The organism is Anoxybacillus dikiliensis (assembly GCF_050613275.1).
In the GTDB taxonomy this organism is placed as follows: domain Bacteria; phylum Bacillota; class Bacilli; order Bacillales; family Anoxybacillaceae; genus Anoxybacillus.
Window position 1 is genome coordinate 108136 of sequence record NZ_CP187112.1, and the last position, 25706, is coordinate 133841.

The window sequence follows — 25706 nt, forward strand, 5'->3', positions numbered from 1 at the left end:
ATGTTGCACTTGTTTCCTAAAATGAAAGATTTTCAACAATTAAACGGTTTAACGTTGGCTTACATTGGTGATGCCATATACGAATTATTCGTACGGCATCACCTCCTTGCCTTAGGAAAAGTAAAACCGAATGATTTACACAACTTAGCAAAAACATATGTTTGTGCTAAAGCGCAGGCGAATGTGTTACAATGGCTGCTCAATCATAATCACCTTTCGGAACATGAACTCGCTATCGTTCGACGTGGGCGCAATGCAAAATCCGGGAGCACTCCGAAAAATACTGATGTACAAACGTATCGTCAAAGTACAGGGTTTGAAGCGTTAATTGGCTACCATTTTTTAAGCGGAAATGAAGAGCGGCTCCATCAATTAATGGAATGGGTGTTTCATGTACATCGCAACGATGATGAAAGGAGGATGTAACGGATGGATCTCATTATCGGTAAAAACCCGGTATTGGAAGCATTAAAATCCGGACGAGAAATGAATAAAATATGGATTGCTGAAGGTTCCCAACGCGGCCAAATGCAACCGATTATCCAGCTTGCTAAAGAGATGGGAATTACGGTGCAATACGTTCCTAAAAAAAAGATGGATCAGTTAAGCGAAGGGAATCATCAAGGGGTCATTGCACAAGTTGCGGCATATCGATACTACGACGTAGATGACTTGTTCAAAAAAGCCGAAGAACGTAGAGAGGCACCGTTTTTTATTATTTTAGACGAACTTGAAGATCCGCACAATTTAGGATCCATTATGCGAACAGCTGATGCAGTAGGTGCTCACGGGATTATCATTCCGAAACGACGTTCGGTCGGTTTAACCGCAACAGTCGCAAAAGCGTCAACGGGTGCGATTGAACATGTCCCTGTTGCGCGTGTCACGAACTTAGCACGAACAGTAGATGAATTGAAAGATCGGGGAGTTTGGATTTTCGGAACGGATGCAAAAGGGAATGAAGATTATCGCCAACTAGATGGGGTGATTCCATTAGCGTTAGTTATTGGTAGTGAAGGAAAAGGAATAAGCCGTTTATTACGGGAGAAGTGCGATGTGCTCGTTCGCTTGCCGATGGTTGGACATGTTACATCGTTAAATGCTTCCGTTGCGGCTAGCTTGTTAATGTATGAGGTGTATCGAAAACGTCATCCATTAGGTGAGTAAGATGGATATTTTAATCGTTGATGGCTACAACATCATCGGTGCTTGGCCGGAATTGCGGGAACTACGGGATGTAGATTTAGCTTTGGCGCGCGATCGACTTGTCGAGAGAATGGCAGAGTATCAAGCGTTTACCGGCTGTAAAGTAATTATTGTTTTTGACGCACACCTCGTACAAGGAACAACAAAAAAATATGTTGATCATCAAGTGGAAGTCATTTTCACAAAAGAAAATGAAACAGCAGATGAACATATCGAGAAATTGGCGAAGTCGCTTCAAAAAGTTCGGACGAAAGTATACGTGGCTACATCAGATTATACAGAACAATGGGCGATTTTTGGTCAAGGGGCGTTGCGCAAATCAGCACGAGAGCTACTCATTGAGGTCGATGCGGTGCAACGAAATATTTCAAGCAACGTCAAGCATATTCAACAAAAAAAGCCGATATCAAAAATTCCTCTGACGGATGAAGTGGCAAAAATTTTCGAAAAATGGCGAAGAGGGGAAAAATGAACGATTGACCCTGTAAAAAAATGTACTGTATAATACTTTTATCCATGTGCAGGGCGGGGGGATCGGCGTGAGCGCAAATGAAAATGAAAAACAACAAAGCCGTTATGAACAACTAGAAGATGAAACGATTGTAGAACTTGTGCATCAAGGTGATAGCGAGGCGCTTGATTATTTAATTCATAAGTATAAAAATTTTGTCCGAGCGAAAGCACGTTCATATTTTTTAGTCGGTGCAGATCGCGAAGATATTGTACAAGAAGGAATGATCGGACTATATAAAGCGATTCGAGATTTTAAAGAAGATAAGCAGTCGTCGTTTAAGGCGTTTGCCGAGCTGTGCATCACTAGACAAATGATTACGGCGATAAAAATGGCTACGCGCCAAAAACATATTCCGCTTAATTGCTATGTTTCATTGGACAAGCCGATTTACGAAGATGATTCTGCCCGTACATTAATGGACGTTCTTTCGGGAACGAAAATAACAAATCCTGAAGAGTTAATCATTAATCGCGAAGAGTTCGATCATATTGAAGAAAAAATGACTGAACTGCTTAGCGATTTAGAACGGAAAGTGCTCCTTCTTTATTTAGAAGGTCGATCATATCAAGAAATTTCTGAAGAGCTCAATCGCCATGTGAAATCGATTGACAACGCGTTGCAACGCGTAAAACGTAAACTCGAAAAGTATGTAGAAATTCAAGGGATTCGTTTATAATATTGACATAAAAAAATATTGTGTGATACAGTTTTTAAGACGTAGTATATCGGAGGAAAACGTATGCGCAAAAAAGTAATTTTAGCATGTAGCCAATGTTTAAGCAGAAATTATTCAACGATGAAAAATGTGGCCCAACATCATGAACGGCTTGAGATGAAGAAGTTTTGCAAAACATGCAATACGCATACGATTCACCGTGAAACGAAGTAGTTGATGATCCCGAAACGTTGGAGGGTTTTATATGCAACGAGTAATGAAATTTTTCCGCGAAGTTGTTCGCGAAATGAAAAAAGTCAGCTGGCCGAAACGAAAAGAACTAGTGAATTATACGATTACCGTTTTAGCGACAGTTGCATTTTTTACTGTATTTTTTGCGGTTGTTGATTTAGGAATTTCAGAGTTAGTTCGTTTTATACTTGAATAGCACTAGTATATCCATGGTATAATGAAAGATAACAAACAGAAATAAAGCCCGGTAACGGGTTTTTATTTTGCCTAAAAAGATTTGTTTAGGGAGGGAAGGACGGTATCGTCCCAGCTAATGGAAAAGAATTGGTATGTTATTCATACGTATTCAGGTTATGAGAATAAAGTAAAAACGAACTTAGAAAAGCGCGTTGAATCGATGGGGATGCAAGATAAAATCTTTCGTGTCGTCGTACCTGAAGAAGAAGAAACAGACACAAAGGGCGGCAAAAAGAAAGTTGTTAAAAAGAAAGTATTCCCAGGTTACGTGCTTGTAGAAATGATTATGACAGACGATTCTTGGTACGTTGTACGCAATACGCCGGGGGTAACAGGATTCGTTGGTTCAGCTGGCGCTGGATCAAAACCGACCCCACTTCTCGAAGAAGAAGTTTCGGCAATTTTAAAACGCATGGGCGTCGACTTAATCGAGCTTGAATTTGATTTTGAATTGAATGAAGCGGTTCGCATTAAAGAAGGACCATTCGCAAATTTTGTTGGAACGATTCAAGAAATTGAGATGGAAAAACAAAAAGTAACCGTACTTGTTGATATGTTCGGACGTGAAACACCGGTGGAACTTGACTTTTCGCAAATCGAAAAAATATAATAGTAAACAACTTGCAAATAGGAAAGAAAAGTGATAATATTTTAAGGTCAGTATGTCTCAATCATTGAGACGAATGCGATGATTGTTTTCATATATGGAGTGGGAGGGAACATCCCTAATACCACATCACGGACTTAAGGAGGTGTGTCTCGTGGCTAAGAAAGTAATTAAAGTTGTCAAATTGCAAATTCCTGCAGGGAAAGCGAATCCAGCACCACCAGTCGGTCCAGCGTTAGGTCAAGCTGGTGTTAACATCATGGGATTCTGTAAAGAATTCAACGCTCGTACAGCTGATCAAGCAGGTTTAATTATTCCTGTTGAAATTACGGTATATGAAGACCGTTCATTTACATTTATTACGAAAACTCCGCCTGCTGCTGTATTACTGAAGAAAGCGGCTGGTATCGAGTCTGGTTCTGGTGAGCCAAACCGTAATAAAGTGGCAACAGTAAAGCGCGATAAAGTGCGCGAGATTGCTGAAACAAAAATGCCAGACTTAAACGCGGCGAGCATTGAAGCGGCTATGCGCATGATCGAAGGAACAGCGCGCAGCATGGGTATCGTCATCGAAGACTAATCTGGCTGGAGAAGGTTGCGGAAGCGAACTATATAGTTTTCGCAACCTTTATTCGTGGGAGGTCTTTCCGTTAAAACCACAAAAGGAGGAAATGAAACATGCCAAAAAGAGGAAAACGCTACTTAGAGGCAGCGAAATTAATTGATCGCTCAAAAGCATATAATGTGCAAGAAGCAATCGAATTAGTGAAGAAGACGAATGTTGCGAAATTTGACGCAACAGTAGAAGTTGCTTTCCGTTTAGGAGTTGATCCGAAGAAAGCAGATCAACAAATCCGTGGTGCAGTTGTATTGCCGCACGGCACAGGTAAAGTTCGCCGCGTGCTAGTGCTTGCGAAAGGTGAAAAAGCGAAAGAAGCTGAAGCGGCTGGCGCGGACTATGTTGGCGATACAGATTACATCAACAAAATTCAACAAGGTTGGTTTGAGTTTGATGTCATCGTCGCGACTCCTGATATGATGGGTGAAGTCGGTAAAATCGGTCGTATTTTAGGACCAAAAGGATTAATGCCAAACCCTAAAACAGGAACAGTTACATTTGATGTGGCGAAAGCAGTCAACGAAATTAAAGCTGGTAAAGTGGAATATCGCGTTGACAAAGCTGGAAACATCCATGTACCAATCGGTAAAGTATCATTTGATACAGAAAAATTAGTAGAAAACTTTACAACAATTTACGAAACAATCTTGAAAGTGAAGCCAGCAGCGGCGAAGGGCACGTACGTGAAAAACGTAACAGTTGCTTCGACAATGGGTCCTGGTGTGAAAGTGGATCCTTCTACTGTTGCTGTTGCGCGCTAATATAGATCTTGACTTTTTAGAAGCGCTTTAGTACAATATTCATTGTTTGAAAAGCGAATATCATTTGTACCGTAGACAGTAGGTGCCTCAAGCGGGCTTAATTTCCTACCGAGGTGTTGAAACTGATAAATAAGTGCATACGTGCACTTTCAGGGGCCTCCATGTCTACGTTGACATGGAGGTTTTTTGTTGGACGGTATAAGTGGTGTTGAAACTCAACTTCTACAGGAGGTGTTGACATGAGCAGCGTACTTGAACAAAAGCAGCAGTTAGTAGCGGAGATTGCTGAAAAGCTTCGTGCAAGCAAATCAACGATCATCGTTGACTACCGTGGCTTAAATGTCGCGCAAGTTACAGAACTTCGTAAGCAACTTCGCGAAGCAGGGATTGAGTTCAAAGTGTACAAAAACACATTAACTCGCCGTGCTGTTGCTGAGTTAGGTTTAGAAGGTTTAGATGAAACGTTAACAGGTCCGAATGCGATCGCATTCAGCAATGATGATGTCGTTGCTCCTGCGAAAATTTTAAACGAATTCGCGAAAAAGAACGATGCGTTAAAAATTAAAGCAGGCATCATCGAAGGTAGCGTAGCAACATTTGAAGAAGTTAAGGCACTTGCAGAGCTTCCGTCTCGCGAAGGCTTGCTCTCTATGTTGCTTAGCGTTCTTCAAGCACCAATCCGCAACTTTGCTCTTGTTACAAAAGCAGTTGCTGAGAAAAAAGAAGAACAAGGTGCTTAATTTACAAATCGCCTAAAATTAAAACATTAAGGAGGAAGATCGATCATGACTAAAGAACAAATCATTGAAGCGGTTAAAAATATGACTGTTTTAGAATTAAACGACTTAGTAAAAGCAATTGAAGAAGAGTTTGGTGTAACTGCTGCTGCTCCTGTAGTAGTTGCTGGCGGTGCTGCTGCTGGTGCTGCTGCTGAAGAAAAAACTGAATTCGACGTTATCCTTGCAGATGGCGGCGCACAAAAAATCAAAGTTATCAAAGTTGTGCGTGAGCTTACTGGTCTTGGCTTAAAAGAAGCAAAAGACTTAGTAGACAACACTCCAAAGCCAGTTAAAGAAGGCGTTTCTAAAGAAGAAGCTGAAGAAATTAAAGCGAAACTTGAAGAAGCTGGCGCGAAAGTTGAAATTAAGTAATGATGTAAAGAGGCTCGCTCGTAGTAGCGAGCTTCTTTGTGTTTTTATGTGTGTTCGTTTACAATGAAGGAAAGAGAGGTGAGTGTGATGGTTGATCATTACTATGCGGAGCGACCAAATGTAGAGAGCAAACCGTTTCAATGGACGTATATGTTGCGAGGTCATCAGTTTTCGTTTACGGTCGATCAAGGTGTATTTTCAAAAAAAGAAGTGGACTTCGGTTCACGATTGCTAATTGAAACATTTATTGAACCAGATGTGCCAGGAAATATTCTCGATGTAGGTTGTGGATATGGACCGATCGGTTTAGCGTTAGCAAAAGATTTTCCGCATCGAATAGTGCATATGATTGATGTAAATGAGCGAGCAATCGAACTAGCGAAGAAAAACAAGCAGCAAAACGATATTGAAAATGCACGAATTTACATAAGTGATTTATTTCAGCGAGTAGAAGGAGCGTTTGCTGCAATTGTGACAAATCCACCGATTCGTGCTGGAAAAGCAGTCGTTCATTCGATTTTTGAACAAAGTGCAAACCACTTGCTTTCTGGTGGGCAGTTATGGGTTGTCATTCAAAAGAAGCAAGGGGCTCCATCTGCATTAGAAAAGTTAAAAACGATTTTTGATGAAGTTGATGTAGTGGAAAAGAAAAAAGGTTACTTTATTATTCGAGCACAAAAAGCTTGACGCTTAATTTTGTGTATGGTACCATTATAAAATGCTAAATGTGTATTTTTTTTAGTTTACGTATGCTGTGTATGTATGTATAATTTTAGTTTTAAAGGAAAAACTTATAAAATATATAATAGGTCAAACATGTGGTTTTCTTATAAGAAACCATTTCTTTTTTGTCTGATGACAAGTTACTAATGTTTGATTTGAGGGGTGAATCAGTTGACAGGTCAACTAGTTCAATACGGACGACACCGCCAACGAAGAAGTTATGCGCGCATTAGTGAAGTGTTGGAGTTACCGAACTTAATCGAAATTCAAACTTCTTCTTACCAGTGGTTTCTCGACGAAGGATTGCGTGAAATGTTTCAAGACATTTCACCGATCGAAGATTTTACAGGAAATTTGTCACTAGAATTTATTGATTACAGCTTAGGAGAGCCGAAGTACTCTGTAGAAGAGTCAAAAGAACGCGATGTTACATACGCAGCACCGCTTCGGGTGAAAGTACGCTTAATCAATAAAGAAACAGGTGAAGTAAAAGAACAAGATGTATTTATGGGAGACTTCCCATTAATGACGGAAACGGGCACGTTCATCATTAATGGTGCTGAACGTGTTATCGTTTCTCAGCTTGTTCGTTCACCGAGCGTATATTACAGCGGAAAAGTAGATAAAAACGGAAAACGTGGCTTTACAGCTACTGTTATTCCGAACCGCGGTGCATGGCTTGAATACGAAACAGATGCAAAAGACGTTGTTTACGTTCGCATTGATCGTACGCGTAAGTTGCCTGTAACCGTATTATTACGAGCGTTAGGCTTTGGCTCGGATCAAGAGATTGTCGATTTACTTGGTGATAATGAGTATATTCGTAATACGTTAGAAAAAGACAATACAGAAAGTACAGAAAAAGCGTTGCTTGAAATTTATGAACGGTTACGTCCAGGGGAGCCGCCTACCGTTGAAAACGCAAAAAGCTTGCTCATCTCGCGTTTCTTTGATCCAAAGCGGTATGATTTAGCAAGTGTTGGTCGTTATAAAATTAACAAAAAGCTTCATATTAAAAACCGTTTATTTGGTCAACGTTTAGCGGAAACGCTCGTTCATCCGGAAACCGGTGAAGTGATTGCTGAGAAAGGAACGGTTCTTGATCGAAGAACGCTCGACCGCATTTTACCTGAGCTTGAAAAAGGGATTGGTATGCGTAAATACCAACCTCTTGGGGGCGTTGTCGAAGATGAATTCGCTTTGCAAGCAATCAAAATTTATGCTCCAAACGATCCAGATGGCGAAAAAGTCATCACGGTCATTAGTAACGGATATATTCCAGAAACGGTAAAACATATTACACCTGCAGATATTATTGCATCTATTAGCTACTTCTTTAACTTATTGCATGGAGTCGGTGATACAGACGATATCGACCATTTAGGAAATCGTCGACTTCGTTCTGTTGGCGAGTTGCTGCAAAATCAATTCCGAATCGGACTTTCGCGCATGGAGCGCGTCGTTCGTGAACGGATGTCCATTCAAGATACAAACACAATTACACCACAGCAACTCATTAATATTCGTCCGGTAATTGCGGCTATTAAGGAATTTTTTGGAAGTTCGCAGTTATCGCAATTCATGGATCAAACAAACCCACTTGCAGAATTGACACATAAACGTCGTCTTTCTGCCCTTGGTCCAGGTGGTTTAACGCGTGAACGCGCTGGTTTTGAAGTGCGTGACGTTCACTATTCGCACTACGGGCGCATGTGTCCAATTGAAACGCCAGAAGGTCCGAACATCGGATTAATTAACTCGCTTTCCACATATGCAAAAGTCAATAAGTTTGGTTTTATTGAAACTCCTTATCGTCGAGTCGATCCTGAAACAGGAAAAGTAACAAATCAAATTGACTATTTAACGGCAGACGAGGAAGATAATTATGTCGTTGCCCAAGCGAACGTTCCGATTGCGGAAGATGGAACATTTTTAGAAGAAAACGTTGTTGCTCGCTTCCGTGGTGAAAACATCGTTGTTAAGCGAGATCGTGTCGACTATGTAGACGTTTCTCCAAAACAAGTTGTGTCGGTGGCGACAGCGTGCATTCCGTTCTTAGAAAACGATGACTCGAACCGTGCGCTTATGGGTGCGAACATGCAACGTCAAGCTGTTCCGCTTATGCAGCCAGAGGCACCAATCGTCGGTACAGGAATGGAATATGTCGCAGCGAAAGATTCCGGAGCGGCAGTTATTTGTAAGCATCGCGGAATTGTTGAGCGAGTCGAGGCGAAAGAAATTTGGGTACGCCGTTTAATCGAAGTCGATGGAAAAGAAGTCAAAGGTGACCTAGATAAATATCGTCTGTTGAAGTTTGTTCGTTCAAACCAAGGAACGTGCTACAATCAACGCCCGATCGTTAAAGCAGGAGATATCGTTGAGAAGGGTGAAATTTTAGCGGACGGTCCATCGATGGAAAAAGGTGAATTAGCGCTTGGACGCAACGTGCTTGTTGCGTTTATGACATGGGACGGGTACAACTACGAAGACGCGATTATTATGAGCGAGCGTCTTGTTAAAGATGATGTATATACGTCCATTCATATCGAGGAATACGAATCTGAAGCGCGCGATACGAAGCTCGGTCCAGAGGAAATTACGCGCGATATTCCAAACGTCGGTGAAGATGCGCTCCGCAATCTAGATGAGCGCGGGATTGTACGCATCGGTGCGGAAGTAAAAGATGGCGACTTGCTCGTTGGAAAAGTAACACCAAAAGGGGTTACGGAACTAACAGCTGAAGAACGATTACTTCATGCGATTTTCGGTGAGAAGGCGCGTGAAGTTCGAGATACGTCTTTACGCGTACCGCACGGTGGAGGCGGAATTGTTCTTGATGTCAAAGTGTTTACTCGCGAAGACGGCGATGAGTTGCCGCCAGGTGTGAACCAGCTTGTTCGTGTGTATATTGTACAAAAACGGAAAATTTCTGAAGGTGACAAAATGGCGGGTCGCCACGGAAATAAAGGTGTTATTTCGCGCATTTTACCTGAAGAAGACATGCCGTTTTTACCAGATGGTACACCAGTTGATATCATGTTAAACCCGCTAGGCGTACCTTCGCGTATGAATATTGGGCAAGTGCTCGAGTTGCATCTCGGAATGGCGGCGAGAAAGCTAGGTCTTCATGTCGCTTCACCTGTATTTGACGGTGCTCGTGAAGAAGATGTATGGGCAACGTTAGAAGAGGCAGGAATGGCGCGCGATGCGAAAACAGTTTTATATGATGGACGCACAGGAGAACCGTTTGATAATCGTGTTTCTGTCGGCATCATGTATATGATTAAGCTCGCGCACATGGTTGACGATAAGTTACATGCTCGCTCGACAGGTCCATATTCACTTGTTACGCAACAACCGCTCGGCGGAAAAGCGCAATTTGGTGGTCAGCGTTTCGGTGAGATGGAAGTATGGGCGCTTGAAGCATACGGTGCTGCTTACACGTTGCAAGAAATTTTAACTGTCAAATCAGACGACGTGGTTGGTCGTGTCAAAACGTACGAAGCGATCGTGAAAGGCGAAAACGTTCCAGAACCAGGCGTTCCTGAATCTTTCAAAGTATTAATTAAAGAGCTGCAAAGCTTAGGTATGGACGTAACAGTGTTATCAAGCCATGAAAAAGAAATTAGCATGGAAAACTTCGGGGAAGATGATGACGTTCAACCAGTTGACATCATCCCACCTACAGATGAGTCAGCCAAAGAAGATGAAGGCGTTGTTGTAAAAGAATAGCGTTTGGACATAAGGGTAAAACCTGGATATTAAAAGGGAGGTAGGCCCCTTGTTAGATGTAAATAAGTTTGAATATATGAAGATCGGACTCGCTTCACCCGAGAAAATTCGTTCTTGGTCGTATGGTGAAGTTAAAAAACCAGAAACGATTAACTATCGAACATTAAAACCAGAAAAAGATGGTCTGTTTTGCGAACGCATTTTTGGTCCGACAAAAGACTGGGAATGTCATTGTGGAAAGTATAAGCGCGTTCGTTATAAAGGTGTCGTTTGTGACCGATGCGGTGTTGAAGTCACACGTGCAAAAGTTCGTCGTGAGCGCATGGGTCATATTGAACTAGCAGCCCCTGTTTCACATATTTGGTACTTTAAAGGAATTCCTAGCCGCATGGGACTTGTCTTAGACATGTCCCCTCGTGCGCTAGAAGAAGTCATTTACTTTGCATCTTACGTCGTGACGGATCCAGGCGATACGCCATTAGAAAAGAAACAATTGCTTTCTGAAAAAGAGTATCGTGCATATCGCGAGAAGTACGGAAATTCATTCCAAGCTTCAATGGGTGCAGAGGCGATTAAAAAGCTTCTGCAAGACATTGATCTTGAAAAAGAAGTAGAAACGTTAAAGGAAGAATTAAAGACAGCGCAAGGGCAGCGTCGTGCTCGCACGATTAAACGTCTTGAAGTGCTAGAAGCTTTTCGTAACTCTGGCAACGACCCGTCGTGGATGGTATTAGATGTGCTTCCGGTCATCCCGCCGGAGCTACGCCCGATGGTACAGTTAGATGGCGGACGTTTTGCGACATCTGACTTAAACGACTTATATCGTCGAGTCATTAACCGAAACAACCGTTTAAAACGTCTATTAGACCTTGGAGCGCCGAACATTATTGTTCAAAACGAAAAGCGAATGCTTCAAGAAGCGGTTGATGCGCTAATTGATAACGGTCGTCGTGGCCGCCCGGTCACAGGACCAGGAAACCGTCCGCTTAAATCGCTTTCTCATATGTTAAAAGGAAAGCAAGGTCGTTTCCGTCAAAACTTGCTCGGTAAGCGCGTTGACTATTCTGGGCGTTCGGTAATCGTTGTCGGCCCGAACTTAAAAATGTATCAATGCGGCTTGCCAAAAGAAATGGCGCTTGAATTGTTTAAGCCGTTTGTTATGAAAGAATTAGTGGAACGCGGCTTAGCGCACAACATTAAAAGTGCGAAGCGGAAAATTGAGCGCGTTCATCCAGAAGTTTGGGATGTTCTAGAGTCTGTCATTAAAGAACACCCTGTGCTATTAAACCGTGCACCAACGCTTCACCGTCTTGGAATTCAAGCGTTTGAGCCGACGCTTGTAGAAGGTCGTGCAATCCGCTTGCATCCACTTGTATGTACTGCCTATAACGCAGACTTTGACGGCGACCAGATGGCCGTACACGTACCGCTTTCGGCGGAGGCACAAGCTGAGGCACGTCTACTTATGCTTGCGGCGCAAAATATTTTAAACCCGAAAGACGGAAAGCCAGTTGTTACTCCTTCACAAGACATGGTTTTAGGAAACTACTACTTAACGATGGAGCGTGAAGGGGCAGTCGGCGAAGGAATGGTGTTCAAAGATACAGACGAAGCGTTGCTAGCATATCATAACGGTTATGTTCATTTGCATACACGCATCGCGGTTCATGCAGGTTCGCTGAAGAACGAAACGTTTACAGAAGAGCAAAATAATAAGTTGCTTGTAACGACTGTCGGGAAGTTAATCTTCAATGAAATTTTGCCGAAGTCATTCCCGTATATTAATGAACCGACGCAAGAAAACATTGAGGAACGAACACCAGATAAATATTTCCTTGATAAAGGTGTGAACGTAAAAGAAGAAATTCGCAAACGCGAACTCGTTCCTCCGTTTAAGAAGAAAATTCTTGGTAACATCATTGCGGAAGTATTTAAACGTTTCAAAATTACAGAAACGTCTAAAATGCTTGACCGTATGAAAGATCTTGGCTTTAAATACTCAACAAAAGCAGGTATCACAATCGGTGTAGCTGACATTGTTGTCTTGCCAGAAAAACAGGAAATTTTAGAAGAAGCGCAAGCGAAAGTTGATACGGTATTAAAACAATTTAGACGCGGTTTAATTACGGATGAAGAGCGTTATGAACGTGTCATTTCGATTTGGAGTGCGGCAAAAGATAAAATTCAAGGGCGCTTAATGGAGTCGCTTGATAAGCGAAATCCAATTTTCATGATGAGTGACTCGGGAGCCCGCGGTAACGCATCGAACTTTACGCAGCTTGCAGGTATGCGCGGATTAATGGCGAACCCAGCAGGACGCATTATCGAACTTCCGATTAAATCTTCGTTCCGTGAAGGATTAACGGTACTTGAGTACTTTATTTCGACTCACGGAGCGCGTAAAGGTCTTGCTGATACAGCGTTAAAAACAGCTGACTCCGGTTATTTAACACGTCGTCTCGTTGACGTTGCACAAGACGTCATCATTCGTGAAGACGATTGCGGTACAGACCGTGGTACGTTAATTCGTGCGTTAAAAGACGGCACAGAAGTGATTGTAAAGCTTGAAGAGCGTCTCGTTGGACGTTACGCACGCAAGACGGTGAAACATCCGGAAACAGGCGAAGTGCTTGTGCATGAAAACGAAATGATTACAGAAGATATCGCAAATGCTATTGTAAAAGCTGGCATTGAAGAAGTGTGGATTCGTTCGGCATTTACATGTAACACACGTCATGGTGTATGTAAAAAATGTTACGGACGAAACTTGGCAACTGGTGCGGAAGTGGAAGTTGGTGAAGCGGTTGGTATTATCGCGGCACAATCGATCGGTGAGCCGGGTACACAGCTGACAATGCGTACGTTCCATACAGGTGGGGTAGCAGGAGACGATATTACACAAGGTTTACCGCGCGTACAAGAATTGTTTGAGGCACGTAATCCGAAAGGGCAAGCGGTCATTTCAGAAATTGATGGCGTTGTTGTGGCTATTAATGAGACGCGCGATCGTCAACGTGAGCTCGTCATTCAAGGTGAAGTCGAGACGCGTACGTATACAGCCCCTTATAGCGCACGCCTCAAAGTACAAGAAGGACAGAAGGTTGAACGCGGTCAAGAACTAACAGAAGGTTCAATTGACCCGAAAGAACTATTGAGAGTCAAAGATATGAATGCTGTTCAAGAGTACTTATTGCGTGAAGTGCAAAAAGTATACCGCATGCAAGGGGTAGAAATTAGCGATAAACATATTGAAGTCATGGTTCGCCAGATGCTTCGTAAAGTTCGCGTCATTGACGCAGGGGATACGGACTTGTTGCCAGGTACGCTACTTGACATCCATCAATTTACGGATGCAAATGCGAAAGTGTTGATGGAAGGGAAACGTCCAGCAACAGCTCGCCCAGTATTACTCGGAATTACAAAAGCGTCGCTTGAAACAGACTCGTTCTTGTCTGCGGCATCATTCCAAGAAACGACACGCGTCTTAACAGATGCAGCGATCAAAGGAAAGCGCGACGAGTTGCTTGGATTAAAAGAGAATGTCATTATTGGTAAACTTGTTCCAGCAGGAACGGGAATGGCACGCTATCGCAAAGTAAAACCGGTTATTAAAACAACAAAAGATGAAGATGTTGTAACAACAAAATAACGGTCGACCTATTGCTAGCATTATTCGCTAGCAATAGGTTGAAAAAATATAGTTGACAGAGCTCTTAGAAAGTGGTAGCATAATAAAGGTGTTCCGAAAACCTGTCACTTTGGAGGATATGTTACATGTCTTATGAAAAAGTCGCACAGGCTAAGCAAATTATTGTAGGAACAAAACAAACAGTGCGAGCTCTGAAAGATGGAAAGGTACGTGAAGTTGTGATCGCTGAAGATGCGGATGAAACGATTGTCCGAAAAGTCGTGGAAGCGGCAAATGAAGCTCATGTGCCTGTATGTAAAGTCGACTCGATGAAAAAGCTTGGAAAGGCATGCAAAATCGATGTAGGGGCAGCGGCTGTTGCGATTATTCGTTAAAAACTGTTTTTGTGGGTTTACTACAAAAACTTTGTTTTTGCATAAAAATGAGCCACCTGGATGTGTGGGCTTGAATTTAATTGTGAAGGGAGGAAATTTACCATGCCTACAATCAACCAGCTTGTACGCAAAGGTCGTACAAAAAAGGTAGTGAAATCTAAATCGCCTGCGTTAAATAAAGGGTATAACAGCTTCAAAAAAGTTCAAACAACTGTTTACTCTCCGCAAAAACGTGGAGTATGTACACGTGTAGGTACAATGACACCGAAGAAGCCAAACTCCGCGCTTCGTAAATATGCCCGTGTACGTTTATCTAACGGTATCGAGGTAACTGCTTACATCCCAGGTATCGGTCATAACTTACAAGAACACAGCGTTGTATTAATTCGCGGTGGACGTGTAAAAGACTTGCCAGGGGTACGTTACCACATCGTTCGTGGTGCGTTAGATACAGCAGGTGTAGCGAACCGTATGCAAGGTCGTTCAAAATACGGTGCGAAAAAGCCAAAAGCAGCTAAGAAATAACATGAATCATTTCTCGCTGATTTTTACTGAAAGGAGGAAAAACTATGCCACGTAAAGGTCCGGTTCCTAAACGAGATGTGTTACCAGATCCAATTTACAATTCAAAGTTAGTTACACGTTTAATCAATAAAATTATGATTGACGGTAAAAGAGGTAAAGCGCAAAAAATTCTTTACACAGCGTTCGATATCATTCGTGAGCGCACAGGTAAAGATCCGATGGAAGTGTTTGAGCAAGCGTTGAAAAACGTTATGCCAGTTCTTGAAGTTCGCGCACGCCGTGTAGGTGGTGCAAACTATCAAGTTCCTGTTGAGGTGCGTCCAGAACGCCGCACAACATTAGGTCTTCGCTGGCTTGTTAACTACGCTCGTCTTCGTGGGGAAAAAACAATGGAAGAGCGTTTAGCAAACGAAATTATGGATGCTGCGAACAACACAGGTGCAGCTGTGAAGAAACGCGAAGATACGCACAAAATGGCAGAAGCAAACAAAGCGTTTGCTCACTATCGTTGGTAATTTTTCTGTTAAATTAAGAATAGGTGAGAGCGATGCGGTTGAAACTAAAAAAGCATGCCCATCGCTCATTCGCCTATATTTCTATACGCAAATTAAATTACGATACTTCATTTAAGGAAGGAGAAAAAATCCATATGGCAAGACAGTTCTCCTTAGAAAACACTCGCAATATTGGAATCATGGCTCACATCGACGCCGGTAAAACAACAACGACAGAGCGTATCCTTTTCTACACAGGACGCGTTCATAAAATCGGGGAAGTTCATGAGGGCGCAGCGACGATGGACTGGATGGAGCAAGAACAAGAACGCGGAATTACAATTACGTCCGCGGCAACAACAGCTCAATGGAAAGGCCATCGTATTAACATCATCGATACACCTGGACACGTCGACTTCACAGTAGAAGTTGAGCGTTCATTGCGTGTATTGGACGGTGCAGTAGCTGTACTAGACGCACAATCAGGCGTAGAGCCACAAACAGAGACAGTATGGCGCCAAGCGACTACATACGGTGTTCCACGTATCGTTTTCGTTAACAAAATGGACAAGATTGGCGCAGACTTCTTATACTCTGTAAAAACGCTTCATGAGCGCTTGCAAGCGAATGCGCACCCTGTTCAACTGCCGATCGGTGCAGAAGATCAGTTCACAGGTATTATCGACCTCGTTGAAATGTGCGCATACCATTATCACGATGAATTAGGTAAAAATATCGAGCGCATCGAGATTCCTGAAGACTATCGTGATATGGCAGAAGAATATCGCGGTAAATTAATCGAAGCGGTTGCAGAGCTTGACGAAGAATTAATGATGAAATATTTAGAAGGGGAAGAGATTACAAAAGAAGAATTGAAAGCTGCAATTCGTAAAGCGACAGTTTCAGTTCAGTTCTTCCCTGTATTTTGCGGTTCTGCATTCAAAAACAAAGGTGTTCAATTGATGCTTGACGGCGTAGTTGACTACTTACCGTCTCCAGTTGATATTCCTGCGATCAAAGGAACTGTTCCTGATACAGAAGAGGAAACAGTTCGTGAAGCGCGTGATGACGCTCCATTTGCAGCGTTAGCGTTCAAAATTATGACAGACCCTTACGTTGGTAAGTTGACGTTCTTCCGCGTATACTCTGGAACATTAAACTCCGGTTCATACGTGTTGAACTCAACAAAACGTAAGCGTGAACGTATCGGTCGTATTCTACAAATGCACGCAAATCACCGCGAAGAAATTGCGCAAGTGTACGCAGGTGACATTGCGGCAGCTGTAGGTTTAAAAGATACAACAACTGGTGATACGCTGTGTGATGAAAAAGACCCAGTAATTTTGGAGTCTATGCAATTCCCAGAGCCAGTTATTCAAATTGCGATCGAACCGAAGTCAAAGGCTGACCAAGATAAGATGAGCACAGCGTTACAAAAGCTTCAAGAAGAAGACCCTACATTCCGCGCTTGGACAGATCAAGAAACAGGTCAAACAATCATCGCGGGTATGGGTGAGCTTCACCTTGATATCATCGTTGACCGTATGCGCCGTGAGTTCAAGGTAGAAGCAAACGTTGGTGCTCCACAAGTTGCGTACCGCGAAACATTCCGTAAGTCGGCACAAGTTGAAGGGAAATTTGTGCGTCAGTCTGGTGGTCGCGGTCAGTACGGTCACGTTTGGATCGAGTTCTCGCCAAACGAAGAAGGAAAAGGCTTCGAATTCGAAAACGCGATCGTTGGTGGAGTTGTTCCGAGAGAATACATTCCTGCCATCCAAGCAGGTCTTGAAGATGCAATGCAAAATGGTGTTCTTGCAGGATATCCAGTTGTCGACATTAAAGCGAAATTGTTCGACGGTTCTTACCACGATGTTGACTCAAGTGAAATGGCGTTCAAGATCGCTGCTTCTATGGCATTGAAAAACGCAGCGTCAAAATGTGATCCTGTATTACTTGAGCCAATCATGAAAGTAGAAGTCATCGTTCCTGAAGAATATTTAGGTGACATTATGGGTGACATTACTTCTCGTCGTGGTCGCGTCGAAGGTATGGAAGCTCGCGGTAATGCACAAGTTGTGCGCGCGATGGTTCCACTTTCTGAAATGTTTGGATACGCAACTTCATTGCGTTCAAATACACAAGGTCGCGGAACGTTCACGATGGTATTTGACCATTATGAAGAAGTTCCGAAGAGCATTGCTGAGGAAATCATCAAAAAAAATAAAGGTGAATAATTGATTTTCTAGCATTGTTCAAGTATAAATACTTATGTAAGACTTGGAAGTGGACGTGCCTGTGCACTTTCGCTTCCAAGCATTCTATACTTAATAAAAAACATTAAGGAGGATATTATAATGGCTAAAGCAAAATTCGAACGTACGAAGCCACACGTCAACATTGGTACAATCGGCCACGTTGACCATGGTAAAACAACTTTAACAGCTGCAATCACAACAGTTCTTGCGAAACAAGGTAAAGCAGAAGCGCGCGCGTATGATCAAATCGACGCTGCTCCAGAAGAGCGCGAGCGCGGAATTACAATCTCAACTGCACACGTTGAGTATGAAACTGACAACCGTCACTATGCACACGTTGACTGCCCAGGTCACGCTGACTACGTGAAAAACATGATCACAGGTGCTGCGCAAATGGACGGCGCGATCCTAGTTGTATCTGCTGCTGACGGTCCAATGCCACAAACTCGTGAGCACATTCTTCTTTCTCGCCAAGTAGGCGTACCTTACATCGTTGTATTCTTAAACAAATGCGACATGGTAGACGACGAAGAGCTTTTAGAGCTTGTTGAAATGGAAGTTCGCGATCTATTATCTGAATACGACTTCCCTGGAGACGAAGTTCCTGTAATCAAAGGTTCTGCGTTAAAAGCTCTTGAAGGAGATCCTGCTTGGGAAGAAAAAATCATCGAGCTTATGAACGCTGTTGATGAGTACATCCCAACTCCACAACGCGAAATCGACAAACCATTCATGATGCCAGTTGAGGACGTATTCTCAATCACTGGTCGTGGTACAGTTGCTACAGGTCGCGTTGAGCGCGGTATCTTAAAAGTTGGTGACCAAGTAGAAATCATCGGTCTTTCTGAAGAGCCAAAAGCAACAACTGTTACAGGTGTTGAAATGTTCCGTAAGCTTCTTGACCAAGCTGAAGCTGGTGACAACATCGGTGCGCTTCTTCGCGGTGTTTCTCGTGACGAAGTACAACGCGGTCAAGTATTAGCGAAGCCAGGAACAATCACTCCACACACAAAATTTAAAGCGCAAGTTTACGTATTAACAAAAGAAGAAGGTGGACGCCATACTCCATTCTTCTCTAACTACCGTCCACAATTCTACTTCCGTACAACGGACGTAACAGGTATCATCCAACTTCCAGAAGGCGTTGAGATGGTTATGCCTGGCGACAACATCGAAATGACAGTAGAATTAATCGCGCCAATCGCGATCGAAGAAGGTACAAAATTCTCGATCCGCGAAGGTGGACGTACAGTAGGTGCAGGTTCTGTATCTGAAATCATCGAGTAATCGATATAAGTGGTCTAGCAATAAGCTAGGCCACTTATTTTTGTGCCATTGAAAATACACGACGAAATATGTATAATGGGAAAGACAGTTTGTAAAGAAAACAAATAAAAAACTTGCATTGGATATAAAAATTATATATAATAATAAACGTTGGTCTTTGACTGCGATGAAGTGGAAGGTTGCTGACACACCCGGCCGCTTTGCCATGGCGAGTGTGAAGGAAATTTCCATGGAGAATGTCTATTTTAAAAATAGGCGAAGAAGGAGGGAAAATAATGGCAAAAGAAAAAATTCGTATTCGCTTAAAAGCGTATGATCATCGAATTCTTGATCAATCTGCTGAGAAAATTGTGGAAACTGCAAAGCGTTCAGGCGCAAGTGTATCTGGACCGATCCCGTTACCAACTGAGAAAACGGTGTACACGATCTTACGTGCGGTTCATAAATACAAAGATTCTCGTGAACAATTCGAAATGCGCACACATAAACGCTTAATTGACATCGTCAACCCGACGCCACAAACAGTAGATTCTTTAATGCGTTTAGACTTACCGTCTGGTGTCGATATTGAAATCAAGTTGTAATTGTGATATAGGAGGTGTGAAAGATGAAAGGAATCTTAGGAAGAAAAATCGGCATGACTCAAGTGTTCGCTGAAAACGGAGATCTTATTCCTGTAACAGTTGTTCAAGCCACTCCAAACGTAGTTCTTCAAAAGAAAACGATCGAAAACGACGGTTACGAAGCGATTCAATTAGGTTTTGAAGACTTGCGTGAAAAGTTAGCGAACAAGCCGCAAAAAGGTCATGCTGCAAAGGCGAACACCACACCTAAGCGCTTCATTCGTGAAATTCGTGGTGTAAATCTTGCGGAATATGAAGTAGGTCAAGAGGTAAAAGTTGATATTTTCAACGAAGGTGAAATCGTTGATGTAACAGGTACGTCAAAAGGTAAAGGTTTCCAAGGTGTAATTAAACGTCATGGACAATCTCGTGGACCGATGGCTCACGGTTCTCGCTATCATCGTCGTCCTGGTTCAATGGGTCCGATCGCTCCAAACCGTGTATTTAAATCTAAAGAGCTTCCAGGCCGCATGGGTGGCGAGCGTGTAACAGTACAAAACTTAAAAATTGTAAAAGTGGATCCAGAACGCAACTTAATCTTAATTAAAGGAAACGTACCAGGTCCGAACAAAGGGCTTGTCATTATTAAAAGCGCGGTTAAAGCGAAATAATTTCTTTAAGAAAGGAGGAATTACCCAATGCCAAAAGTAGCATTGTATAACCAAAACGGAGAAAACATCGGTGAAATTGAATTAAACGATGCCGTATTTGGTGTTGAACCGAACAAACATGTGTTATTTGAAGCGGTAATTATGCAACGTGCTTCCTTGCGTCAAGGAACTCATAAAACAAAAAATCGTGCAGAAGTGAGCGGCGGTGGCCGTAAACCATGGCGCCAAAAAGGTACTGGACGCGCTCGTCAAGGATCGATCCGTTCTCCACAATGGCGTGGCGGTGGTATTGTATTTGGTCCAGTTCCACGCAGCTACAGCTACAAACTTCCTAAAAAAGTTCGTCGCTTAGCCATTAAATCAGCTTTATCTTCAAAGGTGCTTGAAAACAACATTGTTGTGTTAGATAACCTAGCGCTTGAAGCACCAAAAACAAAAGAAATGGTTAAAATTTTAAACAATCTTTCCGTTGATCGCAAAGCGTTAATTGTAACGGCTGATGCAAACGAGAACGTGATCCTTTCAGCTCGTAACATCCCAGGAGTGACAGTTGTAACAGCGAGTGGCATTAACGTTCTTGATGTACTCAACCACGACAAGCTTATCATTACGAAAGCTGCTGTGGAAAAAGTAGAGGAGGTGCTTGCATAATGAAAGATCCTCGCGATATTATTAAGCGCCCCGTCATTACTGAACGTTCAACAGAGTTGATGACTGAGAAAAAATATACGTTCGAAGTTGATGTGAAAGCGAACAAAACAGAAGTAAAAGACGCAATCGAGGCGATCTTCGGCGTAAAAGTAGCGAAGGTCAACATTATGAACTATAAAGGAAAGTTCAAACGCGTTGGTCGTTATAGCGGATTAACAAATCGTCGCCGCAAAGCGATTGTGACATTAACGCCAGACAGCAAAGAGATCGAACTATTTGAAGTATAAGTTTAAAAGTGAAGGAGGGAAACGGACATGGCGATTAAAAAATATAAGCCAACGTCTAACGGTCGTCGTGGTATGACGGTTTTAGACTTCTCTGAGCTTACAACAGATAAGCCGGAAAAATCGTTGCTTGCGCCTTTAAAGAAAAAAGGCGGTCGTAACAACCAAGGTAAACTGACTGTTCGTCACCAAGGTGGCGGTCATAAACGTCAATATCGTATTATTGATTTCAAACGCGATAAAGATGGCATTCCAGGACGCGTTGCTACAATCGAATACGATCCAAACCGTTCTGCGAACATCGCGTTAATTCATTACGCAGATGGTGAAAAGCGTTACATTATCGCTCCGAAAAACTTAGAAGTTGGCATGGAAATCATGTCAGGTCCAGATGCGGATATTAAAGTAGGTAACGCATTACCTTTAGCAAACATTCCAGTTGGTACAGTAATCCACAACATTGAGTTGAAACCTGGTAAAGGTGGACAATTAGTGCGTGCTGCAGGTACATCTGCGCAAGTGTTAGGTAAAGAAGGTAAATATGTACTTGTTCGTTTATCTTCAGGTGAAGTTCGCATGATTTTAGCAACTTGCCGCGCGACAGTCGGTCAAGTTGGTAACGAACAACATGAGCTTGTGAACATCGGTAAAGCTGGACGCGCTCGTTGGTTAGGTATTCGTCCGACAGTTCGCGGTTCTGTTATGAACCCTGTTGATCACCCACATGGTGGTGGTGAAGGTAAAGCACCGATCGGACGTAAGTCTCCAATGACTCCATGGGGTAAACCAACACTTGGATTCAAAACACGCAAAAAGAAAAACAAATCCGACAAATTTATTGTACGTCGTCGTAAAAAATAACGGGGTTGAGCTACGGTTCAAAAGAACCGTAGAGCAATCACGAAAGGAGGTTCACTTATGGGTCGCAGCTTGAAAAAAGGTCCTTTTTGTGATGATCATTTAATGAAAAAAATTGAGAAATTGAACGAAACTGGACAAAAACAAGTGATCAAAACATGGTCTCGTCGTTCAACTATTTTTCCACAATTCATCGGTCACACGATCGCTGTTTACGATGGTCGTAAACACGTTCCGGTTTACATCACAGAGGACATGGTTGGTCATAAGCTCGGTGAATTTGCGCCAACGCGCACATATAAAGGCCATGCTGCTGATGATAAGAAAACAAGACGTTAATATGAGAGGAGGCTTTCATTATGCAAGCTAAAGCTGTTGCTAGAACGGTTCGAATTGCTCCTCGTAAAGCTCGCTTAGTCATTGACTTAATTCGAGGAAAGCAAGTAGGTGAAGCAGTTGCCATTCTTCGTCATACTCCAAAAGCTGCTTCTCCAATTATCGAGAAAGTATTAAAATCTGCAGTAGCAAATGCAGAACATAACTATGACATGGACGTTAACAAGCTTGTTGTTACAGAAGCTTATGTGAACGAAGGACCAACATTGAAACGTTTCCGTCCTCGTGCACAAGGTCGTGCGAGCGCAATTAACAAACGCACAAGCCATATCACGATCGTTGTTTCAGAAAAGAAGGAGGGATAATCAGTGGGTCAAAAGGTGAATCCAATCGGTCTTCGCATTGGTATTATCCGTGATTGGGAATCAAGATGGTACGCTGAAAAAGATTATGCGGACCTTTTACACGAAGATCTTAAAATTCGTGAATACCTCACAAAGCGTTTAAGCGATGCAGCTGTTTCTCGTATTGAGATCGAGCGTGCGGCAAACCGTGTGAACATCACTATCCACACAGCGAAACCAGGAATGGTTATCGGTAAAGGTGGATCTGAAGTTGAAGCGCTTCGCAAAGCGTTGAACGAACTAACTGGCAAACGCGTTCATATCAACATCGTTGAAATTAAAAAGCCAGATTTAGAAGCGAAACTTGTTGCAGAAAACATCGCGCGTCAAATTGAAAATCGCGTATCTTTCCGTCGTGCGCAAAAACAAGCGATCCAACGCACAATGCGCGCAGGTGCAAAAGGAATTAAAACGATGGTATCTGGTCGTTTAGGTGGAGCAGATATCGCTCGCTCAGAACATTACAGTGAAGGAACAGTTCCACTTCATACTCTTCGCGCTGACATTGACTACGCAACGGCAGAAGCGGACACAACATACGGAAAAATCGGCGTGAAAGTATGGATTTATCGTGGAGAAGTCCTTCCTACGAAAAAGAAAACTGAGGAAGGAGGAAATTAATCATGTTAATGCCAAAACGCGTAAAATATCGTCGTGAACATCGCGGTCGTATGAAAGGTCGCGCAAAAGGCGGTACGGAAGTACATTTTGGTGAATACGGTTTACAAGCGTTAGAACCAGCATGGATTACAAACCGTCAAATCGAGGCTGCTCGTCGTGCGATGACTCGTTACATGAGACGTGGCGGTAAAGTATGGATTAAAATTTTCCCTTCAAAGCCATACACAGCAAAACCACTTGAAGTGCGCATGGGTTCCGGTAAAGGTGCTCCAGAAGGTTGGGTAGCTGTTGTTAAACCTGGTAAAGTCATGTTTGAAATCGCTGGGGTTTCTGAAGAAGTAGCACGTGAAGCGTTACGTCTTGCTTCTCACAAACTTCCAATCAAATGTAAATTCGTAAAACGTGAAGAAATTGGTGGTGAATCAAATGAAAGCTAAAGAAATTCGTGAACTTACCACTGCCGAGATTGAACAAAAAATTAAAGCGTTGAAAGAAGAGTTATTCAACCTTCGCTTCCAATTGGCAACAGGTCAATTAGAGAATACAGCCCGTATTCGTGAAGTACGCAAAGCGATTGCGCGTATGAAAACTGTTATTCGCGAAAGAGAGATCGCTGCTAACAAATAATTGATATCGAGAGGAGGTTCGCACAATGAGTGAACGCAACAATCGTAAAGTTCTCGTTGGCCGTGTTGTTTCTGACAAAATGGATAAAACAATCACGGTTCTTGTAGAAACTTATAAAAAGCATCCTCTTTACGGCAAACGCGTAAAGTATTCGAAGAAATATAAAGCGCATGACGAAAACAACGTAGCAAAAGTGGGCGACATCGTAAAAATTATGGAAACACGTCCTCTTTCTGCGACAAAACGTTTCCGTCTTGTTGAAGTGGTTGAAAAAGCTGTAATCGTTTAATGAATATGTTCGGTATGATGGATACAAATCCGAAAGGAGGTTTCGTCAATGATTCAACAAGAAACTCGTATGAAAGTTGCTGATAACTCTGGTGCACGTGAAGTGCTTGTCATTAAAGTGCTAGGTGGTTCTGGTCGTCGTTATGCGAATGTGGGCGACATCGTTGTAGCGACTGTTAAAGATGCAACACCAGGTGGCGTTGTTAAAAAAGGTCAAGTTGTTAAAGCGGTTGTCGTTCGTACGAAACGTGGCGTGCGCCGTACAGATGGTTCTTACATCCGCTTTGATGAAAATGCTTGCGTAATCATTCGTGATGACAAGAGCCCACGCGGTACACGTATTTTCGGACCAGTTGCCCGCGAATTACGTGAAAAAGACTTTATGAAAATCGTTTCTTTAGCTCCAGAAGTGATTTAATGAAAAGGAAAAGCCTTTTAAGGAGGTGCGATTCAGATGCATGTAAAAAAAGGTGATAAAGTACAAGTGATCTCTGGTAAAGATAAAGGCAAACAAGGCGTTATTCTCGCTGCGTTTCCAAAGAAAAACCGAGTGCTTGTTGAAGGTGTGAACATCGTGAAAAAACACGTAAAACCTTCTCAAGCAAATCCACAAGGCGGCATCATCAGCCAGGAGGCGCCAATCCACGTATCAAACGTAATGCCTCTTGATCCAAAAACAGGATTACCAACTCGTGTTGGATATAAAGTAGTTGAAGGTAAAAAAGTTCGCTACGCGAAACGTTCTGGTGAAATTTTAGACAAATAATGAAGTGATTGAGGAAGGGAGGTACTCAAATGAACCGCCTTAAAGAAAAGTATTTGAAAGAAGTTGTTCCTGCTCTTATGAGCAAGTTTAACTATAAATCTGTGATGCAAGTTCCAAAAATCGAAAAAATCGTCATCAACATGGGTGTTGGTGATGCGGTACAAAATGCGAAAGCGTTAGATAACGCTGTAGAAGAACTCGCATTAATTTCTGGTCAAAAACCAGTTGTTACACGCGCGAAAAAATCAATCGCAGGGTTCCGCCTTCGTGAAGGAATGCCAATCGGTGCGAAAGTAACTCTTCGCGGTGAGCGTATGTACGAGTTTTTCGATAAGCTCGTTTCCGTTTCTTTACCGCGCGTGCGCGACTTCCGTGGCGTTTCTAAAAAATCGTTTGACGGACGCGGAAACTACACGTTAGGTGTAAAAGAGCAATTAATTTTCCCAGAAATTGATTATGATAAAGTAAACAAAGTTCGTGGTATGGACATCGTAATCGTTACAACTGCGAAAACAGACGAGGAAGCTCGTGAATTACTTGCATTGCTCGGTATGCCATTCCAAAAATAATCATTCCCATTCGTAAAAAGAGGGAGG

Annotated in this window: 33 protein-coding genes and 1 other annotated feature; all 33 genes read left to right on the forward strand. The window is 42.6% G+C overall.

What is annotated here, in order from left to right:
• The 33 genes from ACPF7I_RS00560 (at position 1) to rplE (ending at position 25679) form a co-directional block, all read left to right on the forward strand.
• Positions 1-426, forward strand: coding sequence for a Mini-ribonuclease 3 (locus tag ACPF7I_RS00560; RefSeq protein WP_430745395.1), 426 nt, complete (start codon positions 1-3; stop codon positions 424-426).
• 3 nt (positions 427-429) lie between these two features.
• Positions 430-1167: a 23S rRNA (guanosine(2251)-2'-O)-methyltransferase RlmB gene (gene rlmB, locus ACPF7I_RS00565; protein WP_430745393.1), complete on the forward strand. Its 738-nt coding sequence runs from the start codon at positions 430-432 to the stop codon at positions 1165-1167.
• A gap of 1 nt (position 1168) precedes the next feature.
• The gene (locus ACPF7I_RS00570; RefSeq protein WP_021095344.1) at positions 1169-1678 is read left to right on the forward strand and encodes an NYN domain-containing protein; all 510 of its coding nucleotides are present in this window, start codon (positions 1169-1171) and stop codon (positions 1676-1678) included.
• Between the two features lie 67 nt (positions 1679-1745).
• On the forward strand, positions 1746-2396 hold the full coding sequence (gene sigH / locus ACPF7I_RS00575) for an RNA polymerase sporulation sigma factor SigH (RefSeq protein WP_042894940.1): 651 nt from the start codon (positions 1746-1748) through the stop codon (positions 2394-2396).
• Positions 2397-2459: 63 nt separating this feature from the next.
• Positions 2460-2609 carry a 50S ribosomal protein L33 gene (gene rpmG, locus ACPF7I_RS00580; protein ID WP_042894931.1) on the forward strand — a complete coding sequence of 50 codons (150 nt, stop codon included), beginning with the start codon at positions 2460-2462 and terminating at the stop codon, positions 2607-2609.
• Positions 2610-2640: 31 nt separating this feature from the next.
• Positions 2641-2823, forward strand: a complete 183-nt coding sequence (gene secE / locus ACPF7I_RS00585) for a preprotein translocase subunit SecE (protein ID WP_430745391.1) — start codon at positions 2641-2643, stop codon at positions 2821-2823.
• A 117-nt stretch (positions 2824-2940) separates the two neighbouring features.
• A complete protein-coding gene (gene nusG, locus ACPF7I_RS00590; RefSeq protein ID WP_021095342.1) occupies positions 2941-3474 on the forward strand; it encodes a transcription termination/antitermination protein NusG in 534 nt (177 codons plus the stop codon).
• Positions 3475-3625: 151 nt separating this feature from the next.
• Entirely contained in the window at positions 3626-4051 is a 426-nt protein-coding gene (gene rplK, locus ACPF7I_RS00595; protein WP_003397643.1) for a 50S ribosomal protein L11, read from the forward strand.
• Between the two features lie 98 nt (positions 4052-4149).
• A complete protein-coding gene (gene rplA / locus ACPF7I_RS00600) occupies positions 4150-4851 on the forward strand; it encodes a 50S ribosomal protein L1 (RefSeq protein WP_009361482.1) in 702 nt (233 codons plus the stop codon).
• Positions 4852-4902: 51 nt separating this feature from the next.
• Positions 4903-5048, forward strand: a sequence feature (ribosomal protein L10 leader region).
• Positions 5049-5090: 42 nt separating this feature from the next.
• A complete protein-coding gene (gene rplJ, locus ACPF7I_RS00605) occupies positions 5091-5591 on the forward strand; it encodes a 50S ribosomal protein L10 (RefSeq protein WP_430745389.1) in 501 nt (166 codons plus the stop codon).
• 45 nt (positions 5592-5636) lie between these two features.
• The gene (rplL, locus tag ACPF7I_RS00610) at positions 5637-6002 is read left to right on the forward strand and encodes a 50S ribosomal protein L7/L12 (RefSeq protein ID WP_003397647.1); all 366 of its coding nucleotides are present in this window, start codon (positions 5637-5639) and stop codon (positions 6000-6002) included.
• A gap of 87 nt (positions 6003-6089) precedes the next feature.
• Positions 6090-6689 (forward strand): class I SAM-dependent methyltransferase, encoded by a 600-nt coding sequence (locus tag ACPF7I_RS00615; protein ID WP_430745387.1) that lies wholly within the window; start codon positions 6090-6092, stop codon positions 6687-6689.
• A 207-nt stretch (positions 6690-6896) separates the two neighbouring features.
• Positions 6897-10457, forward strand: a complete 3561-nt coding sequence (rpoB, locus tag ACPF7I_RS00620) for a DNA-directed RNA polymerase subunit beta (RefSeq protein WP_430745386.1) — start codon at positions 6897-6899, stop codon at positions 10455-10457.
• A 49-nt stretch (positions 10458-10506) separates the two neighbouring features.
• The gene (gene rpoC, locus ACPF7I_RS00625; RefSeq protein ID WP_430745384.1) at positions 10507-14106 is read left to right on the forward strand and encodes a DNA-directed RNA polymerase subunit beta'; all 3600 of its coding nucleotides are present in this window, start codon (positions 10507-10509) and stop codon (positions 14104-14106) included.
• Positions 14107-14231: 125 nt separating this feature from the next.
• Positions 14232-14480, forward strand: coding sequence for a 50S ribosomal protein L7ae-like protein (locus ACPF7I_RS00630; RefSeq protein WP_430745382.1), 249 nt, complete (start codon positions 14232-14234; stop codon positions 14478-14480).
• 102 nt (positions 14481-14582) lie between these two features.
• Entirely contained in the window at positions 14583-15005 is a 423-nt protein-coding gene (rpsL, locus tag ACPF7I_RS00635; protein ID WP_003397652.1) for a 30S ribosomal protein S12, read from the forward strand.
• A gap of 44 nt (positions 15006-15049) precedes the next feature.
• Positions 15050-15520, forward strand: coding sequence for a 30S ribosomal protein S7 (gene rpsG / locus ACPF7I_RS00640; protein WP_003397653.1), 471 nt, complete (start codon positions 15050-15052; stop codon positions 15518-15520).
• A 134-nt stretch (positions 15521-15654) separates the two neighbouring features.
• Positions 15655-17733, forward strand: coding sequence for an elongation factor G (fusA, locus tag ACPF7I_RS00645; protein WP_003397654.1), 2079 nt, complete (start codon positions 15655-15657; stop codon positions 17731-17733).
• Positions 17734-17853: 120 nt separating this feature from the next.
• Positions 17854-19041, forward strand: a complete 1188-nt coding sequence (tuf, locus tag ACPF7I_RS00650; RefSeq protein ID WP_021095336.1) for an elongation factor Tu — start codon at positions 17854-17856, stop codon at positions 19039-19041.
• A 275-nt stretch (positions 19042-19316) separates the two neighbouring features.
• A complete protein-coding gene (gene rpsJ / locus ACPF7I_RS00655; protein WP_003397656.1) occupies positions 19317-19625 on the forward strand; it encodes a 30S ribosomal protein S10 in 309 nt (102 codons plus the stop codon).
• A 23-nt stretch (positions 19626-19648) separates the two neighbouring features.
• Positions 19649-20275 carry a 50S ribosomal protein L3 gene (gene rplC / locus ACPF7I_RS00660; protein WP_430745379.1) on the forward strand — a complete coding sequence of 209 codons (627 nt, stop codon included), beginning with the start codon at positions 19649-19651 and terminating at the stop codon, positions 20273-20275.
• A 27-nt stretch (positions 20276-20302) separates the two neighbouring features.
• Positions 20303-20926, forward strand: a complete 624-nt coding sequence (rplD, locus tag ACPF7I_RS00665) for a 50S ribosomal protein L4 (protein WP_430745378.1) — start codon at positions 20303-20305, stop codon at positions 20924-20926.
• On the forward strand, positions 20926-21213 hold the full coding sequence (rplW, locus tag ACPF7I_RS00670; RefSeq protein ID WP_003397660.1) for a 50S ribosomal protein L23: 288 nt from the start codon (positions 20926-20928) through the stop codon (positions 21211-21213). The genes rplD and rplW overlap by 1 nt, the downstream gene beginning before the upstream one ends.
• 27 nt (positions 21214-21240) lie before the next feature.
• Positions 21241-22071, forward strand: a complete 831-nt coding sequence (gene rplB, locus ACPF7I_RS00675) for a 50S ribosomal protein L2 (RefSeq protein WP_003397662.1) — start codon at positions 21241-21243, stop codon at positions 22069-22071.
• Between the two features lie 57 nt (positions 22072-22128).
• The gene (rpsS, locus tag ACPF7I_RS00680) at positions 22129-22407 is read left to right on the forward strand and encodes a 30S ribosomal protein S19 (RefSeq protein ID WP_003397663.1); all 279 of its coding nucleotides are present in this window, start codon (positions 22129-22131) and stop codon (positions 22405-22407) included.
• A gap of 20 nt (positions 22408-22427) precedes the next feature.
• Positions 22428-22769: a 50S ribosomal protein L22 gene (gene rplV, locus ACPF7I_RS00685; protein ID WP_003397665.1), complete on the forward strand. Its 342-nt coding sequence runs from the start codon at positions 22428-22430 to the stop codon at positions 22767-22769.
• Positions 22770-22772: 3 nt separating this feature from the next.
• Complete coding sequence (rpsC, locus tag ACPF7I_RS00690; protein ID WP_003397666.1) at positions 22773-23429, forward strand: 30S ribosomal protein S3; 657 nt, start codon at positions 22773-22775, stop codon at positions 23427-23429.
• 2 nt (positions 23430-23431) lie between these two features.
• Positions 23432-23866, forward strand: a complete 435-nt coding sequence (gene rplP, locus ACPF7I_RS00695) for a 50S ribosomal protein L16 (RefSeq protein ID WP_003397670.1) — start codon at positions 23432-23434, stop codon at positions 23864-23866.
• Positions 23856-24056 carry a 50S ribosomal protein L29 gene (gene rpmC, locus ACPF7I_RS00700; RefSeq protein ID WP_003397671.1) on the forward strand — a complete coding sequence of 67 codons (201 nt, stop codon included), beginning with the start codon at positions 23856-23858 and terminating at the stop codon, positions 24054-24056. The genes rplP and rpmC overlap by 11 nt, the downstream gene beginning before the upstream one ends.
• 25 nt (positions 24057-24081) lie before the next feature.
• The gene (rpsQ, locus tag ACPF7I_RS00705; RefSeq protein ID WP_003397674.1) at positions 24082-24345 is read left to right on the forward strand and encodes a 30S ribosomal protein S17; all 264 of its coding nucleotides are present in this window, start codon (positions 24082-24084) and stop codon (positions 24343-24345) included.
• A gap of 48 nt (positions 24346-24393) precedes the next feature.
• Entirely contained in the window at positions 24394-24762 is a 369-nt protein-coding gene (gene rplN, locus ACPF7I_RS00710; protein WP_003397675.1) for a 50S ribosomal protein L14, read from the forward strand.
• Between the two features lie 36 nt (positions 24763-24798).
• Positions 24799-25110 carry a 50S ribosomal protein L24 gene (gene rplX, locus ACPF7I_RS00715; protein ID WP_430745374.1) on the forward strand — a complete coding sequence of 104 codons (312 nt, stop codon included), beginning with the start codon at positions 24799-24801 and terminating at the stop codon, positions 25108-25110.
• Positions 25111-25139: 29 nt separating this feature from the next.
• Entirely contained in the window at positions 25140-25679 is a 540-nt protein-coding gene (rplE, locus tag ACPF7I_RS00720) for a 50S ribosomal protein L5 (protein ID WP_003397677.1), read from the forward strand.
• Positions 25680-25706 lie beyond the last annotated feature (27 nt).

Coding starts and splice junctions, on each gene's coding strand:
- ACPF7I_RS00560 (WP_430745395.1), top strand. CDS start 1: ATGTTGCACTTGTTTCCTAAAATGAAAGATTTTCAACAATTAAACGGT.
- rlmB (WP_430745393.1), top strand. CDS start 430: ATGGATCTCATTATCGGTAAAAACCCGGTATTGGAAGCATTAAAATCC.
- ACPF7I_RS00570 (WP_021095344.1), top strand. CDS start 1,169: ATGGATATTTTAATCGTTGATGGCTACAACATCATCGGTGCTTGGCCG.
- rpmG (WP_042894931.1), top strand. CDS start 2,460: ATGCGCAAAAAAGTAATTTTAGCATGTAGCCAATGTTTAAGCAGAAAT.
- secE (WP_430745391.1), top strand. CDS start 2,641: ATGCAACGAGTAATGAAATTTTTCCGCGAAGTTGTTCGCGAAATGAAA.
- nusG (WP_021095342.1), top strand. CDS start 2,941: ATGGAAAAGAATTGGTATGTTATTCATACGTATTCAGGTTATGAGAAT.
- rplA (WP_009361482.1), top strand. CDS start 4,150: ATGCCAAAAAGAGGAAAACGCTACTTAGAGGCAGCGAAATTAATTGAT.
- rplJ (WP_430745389.1), top strand. CDS start 5,091: ATGAGCAGCGTACTTGAACAAAAGCAGCAGTTAGTAGCGGAGATTGCT.
- rplL (WP_003397647.1), top strand. CDS start 5,637: ATGACTAAAGAACAAATCATTGAAGCGGTTAAAAATATGACTGTTTTA.
- ACPF7I_RS00615 (WP_430745387.1), top strand. CDS start 6,090: ATGGTTGATCATTACTATGCGGAGCGACCAAATGTAGAGAGCAAACCG.
- ACPF7I_RS00630 (WP_430745382.1), top strand. CDS start 14,232: ATGTCTTATGAAAAAGTCGCACAGGCTAAGCAAATTATTGTAGGAACA.
- rpsL (WP_003397652.1), top strand. CDS start 14,583: ATGCCTACAATCAACCAGCTTGTACGCAAAGGTCGTACAAAAAAGGTA.
- rpsG (WP_003397653.1), top strand. CDS start 15,050: ATGCCACGTAAAGGTCCGGTTCCTAAACGAGATGTGTTACCAGATCCA.
- fusA (WP_003397654.1), top strand. CDS start 15,655: ATGGCAAGACAGTTCTCCTTAGAAAACACTCGCAATATTGGAATCATG.
- tuf (WP_021095336.1), top strand. CDS start 17,854: ATGGCTAAAGCAAAATTCGAACGTACGAAGCCACACGTCAACATTGGT.
- rpsJ (WP_003397656.1), top strand. CDS start 19,317: ATGGCAAAAGAAAAAATTCGTATTCGCTTAAAAGCGTATGATCATCGA.
- rplC (WP_430745379.1), top strand. CDS start 19,649: ATGAAAGGAATCTTAGGAAGAAAAATCGGCATGACTCAAGTGTTCGCT.
- rplD (WP_430745378.1), top strand. CDS start 20,303: ATGCCAAAAGTAGCATTGTATAACCAAAACGGAGAAAACATCGGTGAA.
- rplW (WP_003397660.1), top strand. CDS start 20,926: ATGAAAGATCCTCGCGATATTATTAAGCGCCCCGTCATTACTGAACGT.
- rplB (WP_003397662.1), top strand. CDS start 21,241: ATGGCGATTAAAAAATATAAGCCAACGTCTAACGGTCGTCGTGGTATG.
- rpsS (WP_003397663.1), top strand. CDS start 22,129: ATGGGTCGCAGCTTGAAAAAAGGTCCTTTTTGTGATGATCATTTAATG.
- rplV (WP_003397665.1), top strand. CDS start 22,428: ATGCAAGCTAAAGCTGTTGCTAGAACGGTTCGAATTGCTCCTCGTAAA.
- rplP (WP_003397670.1), top strand. CDS start 23,432: ATGTTAATGCCAAAACGCGTAAAATATCGTCGTGAACATCGCGGTCGT.
- rpmC (WP_003397671.1), top strand. CDS start 23,856: ATGAAAGCTAAAGAAATTCGTGAACTTACCACTGCCGAGATTGAACAA.
- rpsQ (WP_003397674.1), top strand. CDS start 24,082: ATGAGTGAACGCAACAATCGTAAAGTTCTCGTTGGCCGTGTTGTTTCT.
- rplN (WP_003397675.1), top strand. CDS start 24,394: ATGATTCAACAAGAAACTCGTATGAAAGTTGCTGATAACTCTGGTGCA.
- rplX (WP_430745374.1), top strand. CDS start 24,799: ATGCATGTAAAAAAAGGTGATAAAGTACAAGTGATCTCTGGTAAAGAT.
- rplE (WP_003397677.1), top strand. CDS start 25,140: ATGAACCGCCTTAAAGAAAAGTATTTGAAAGAAGTTGTTCCTGCTCTT.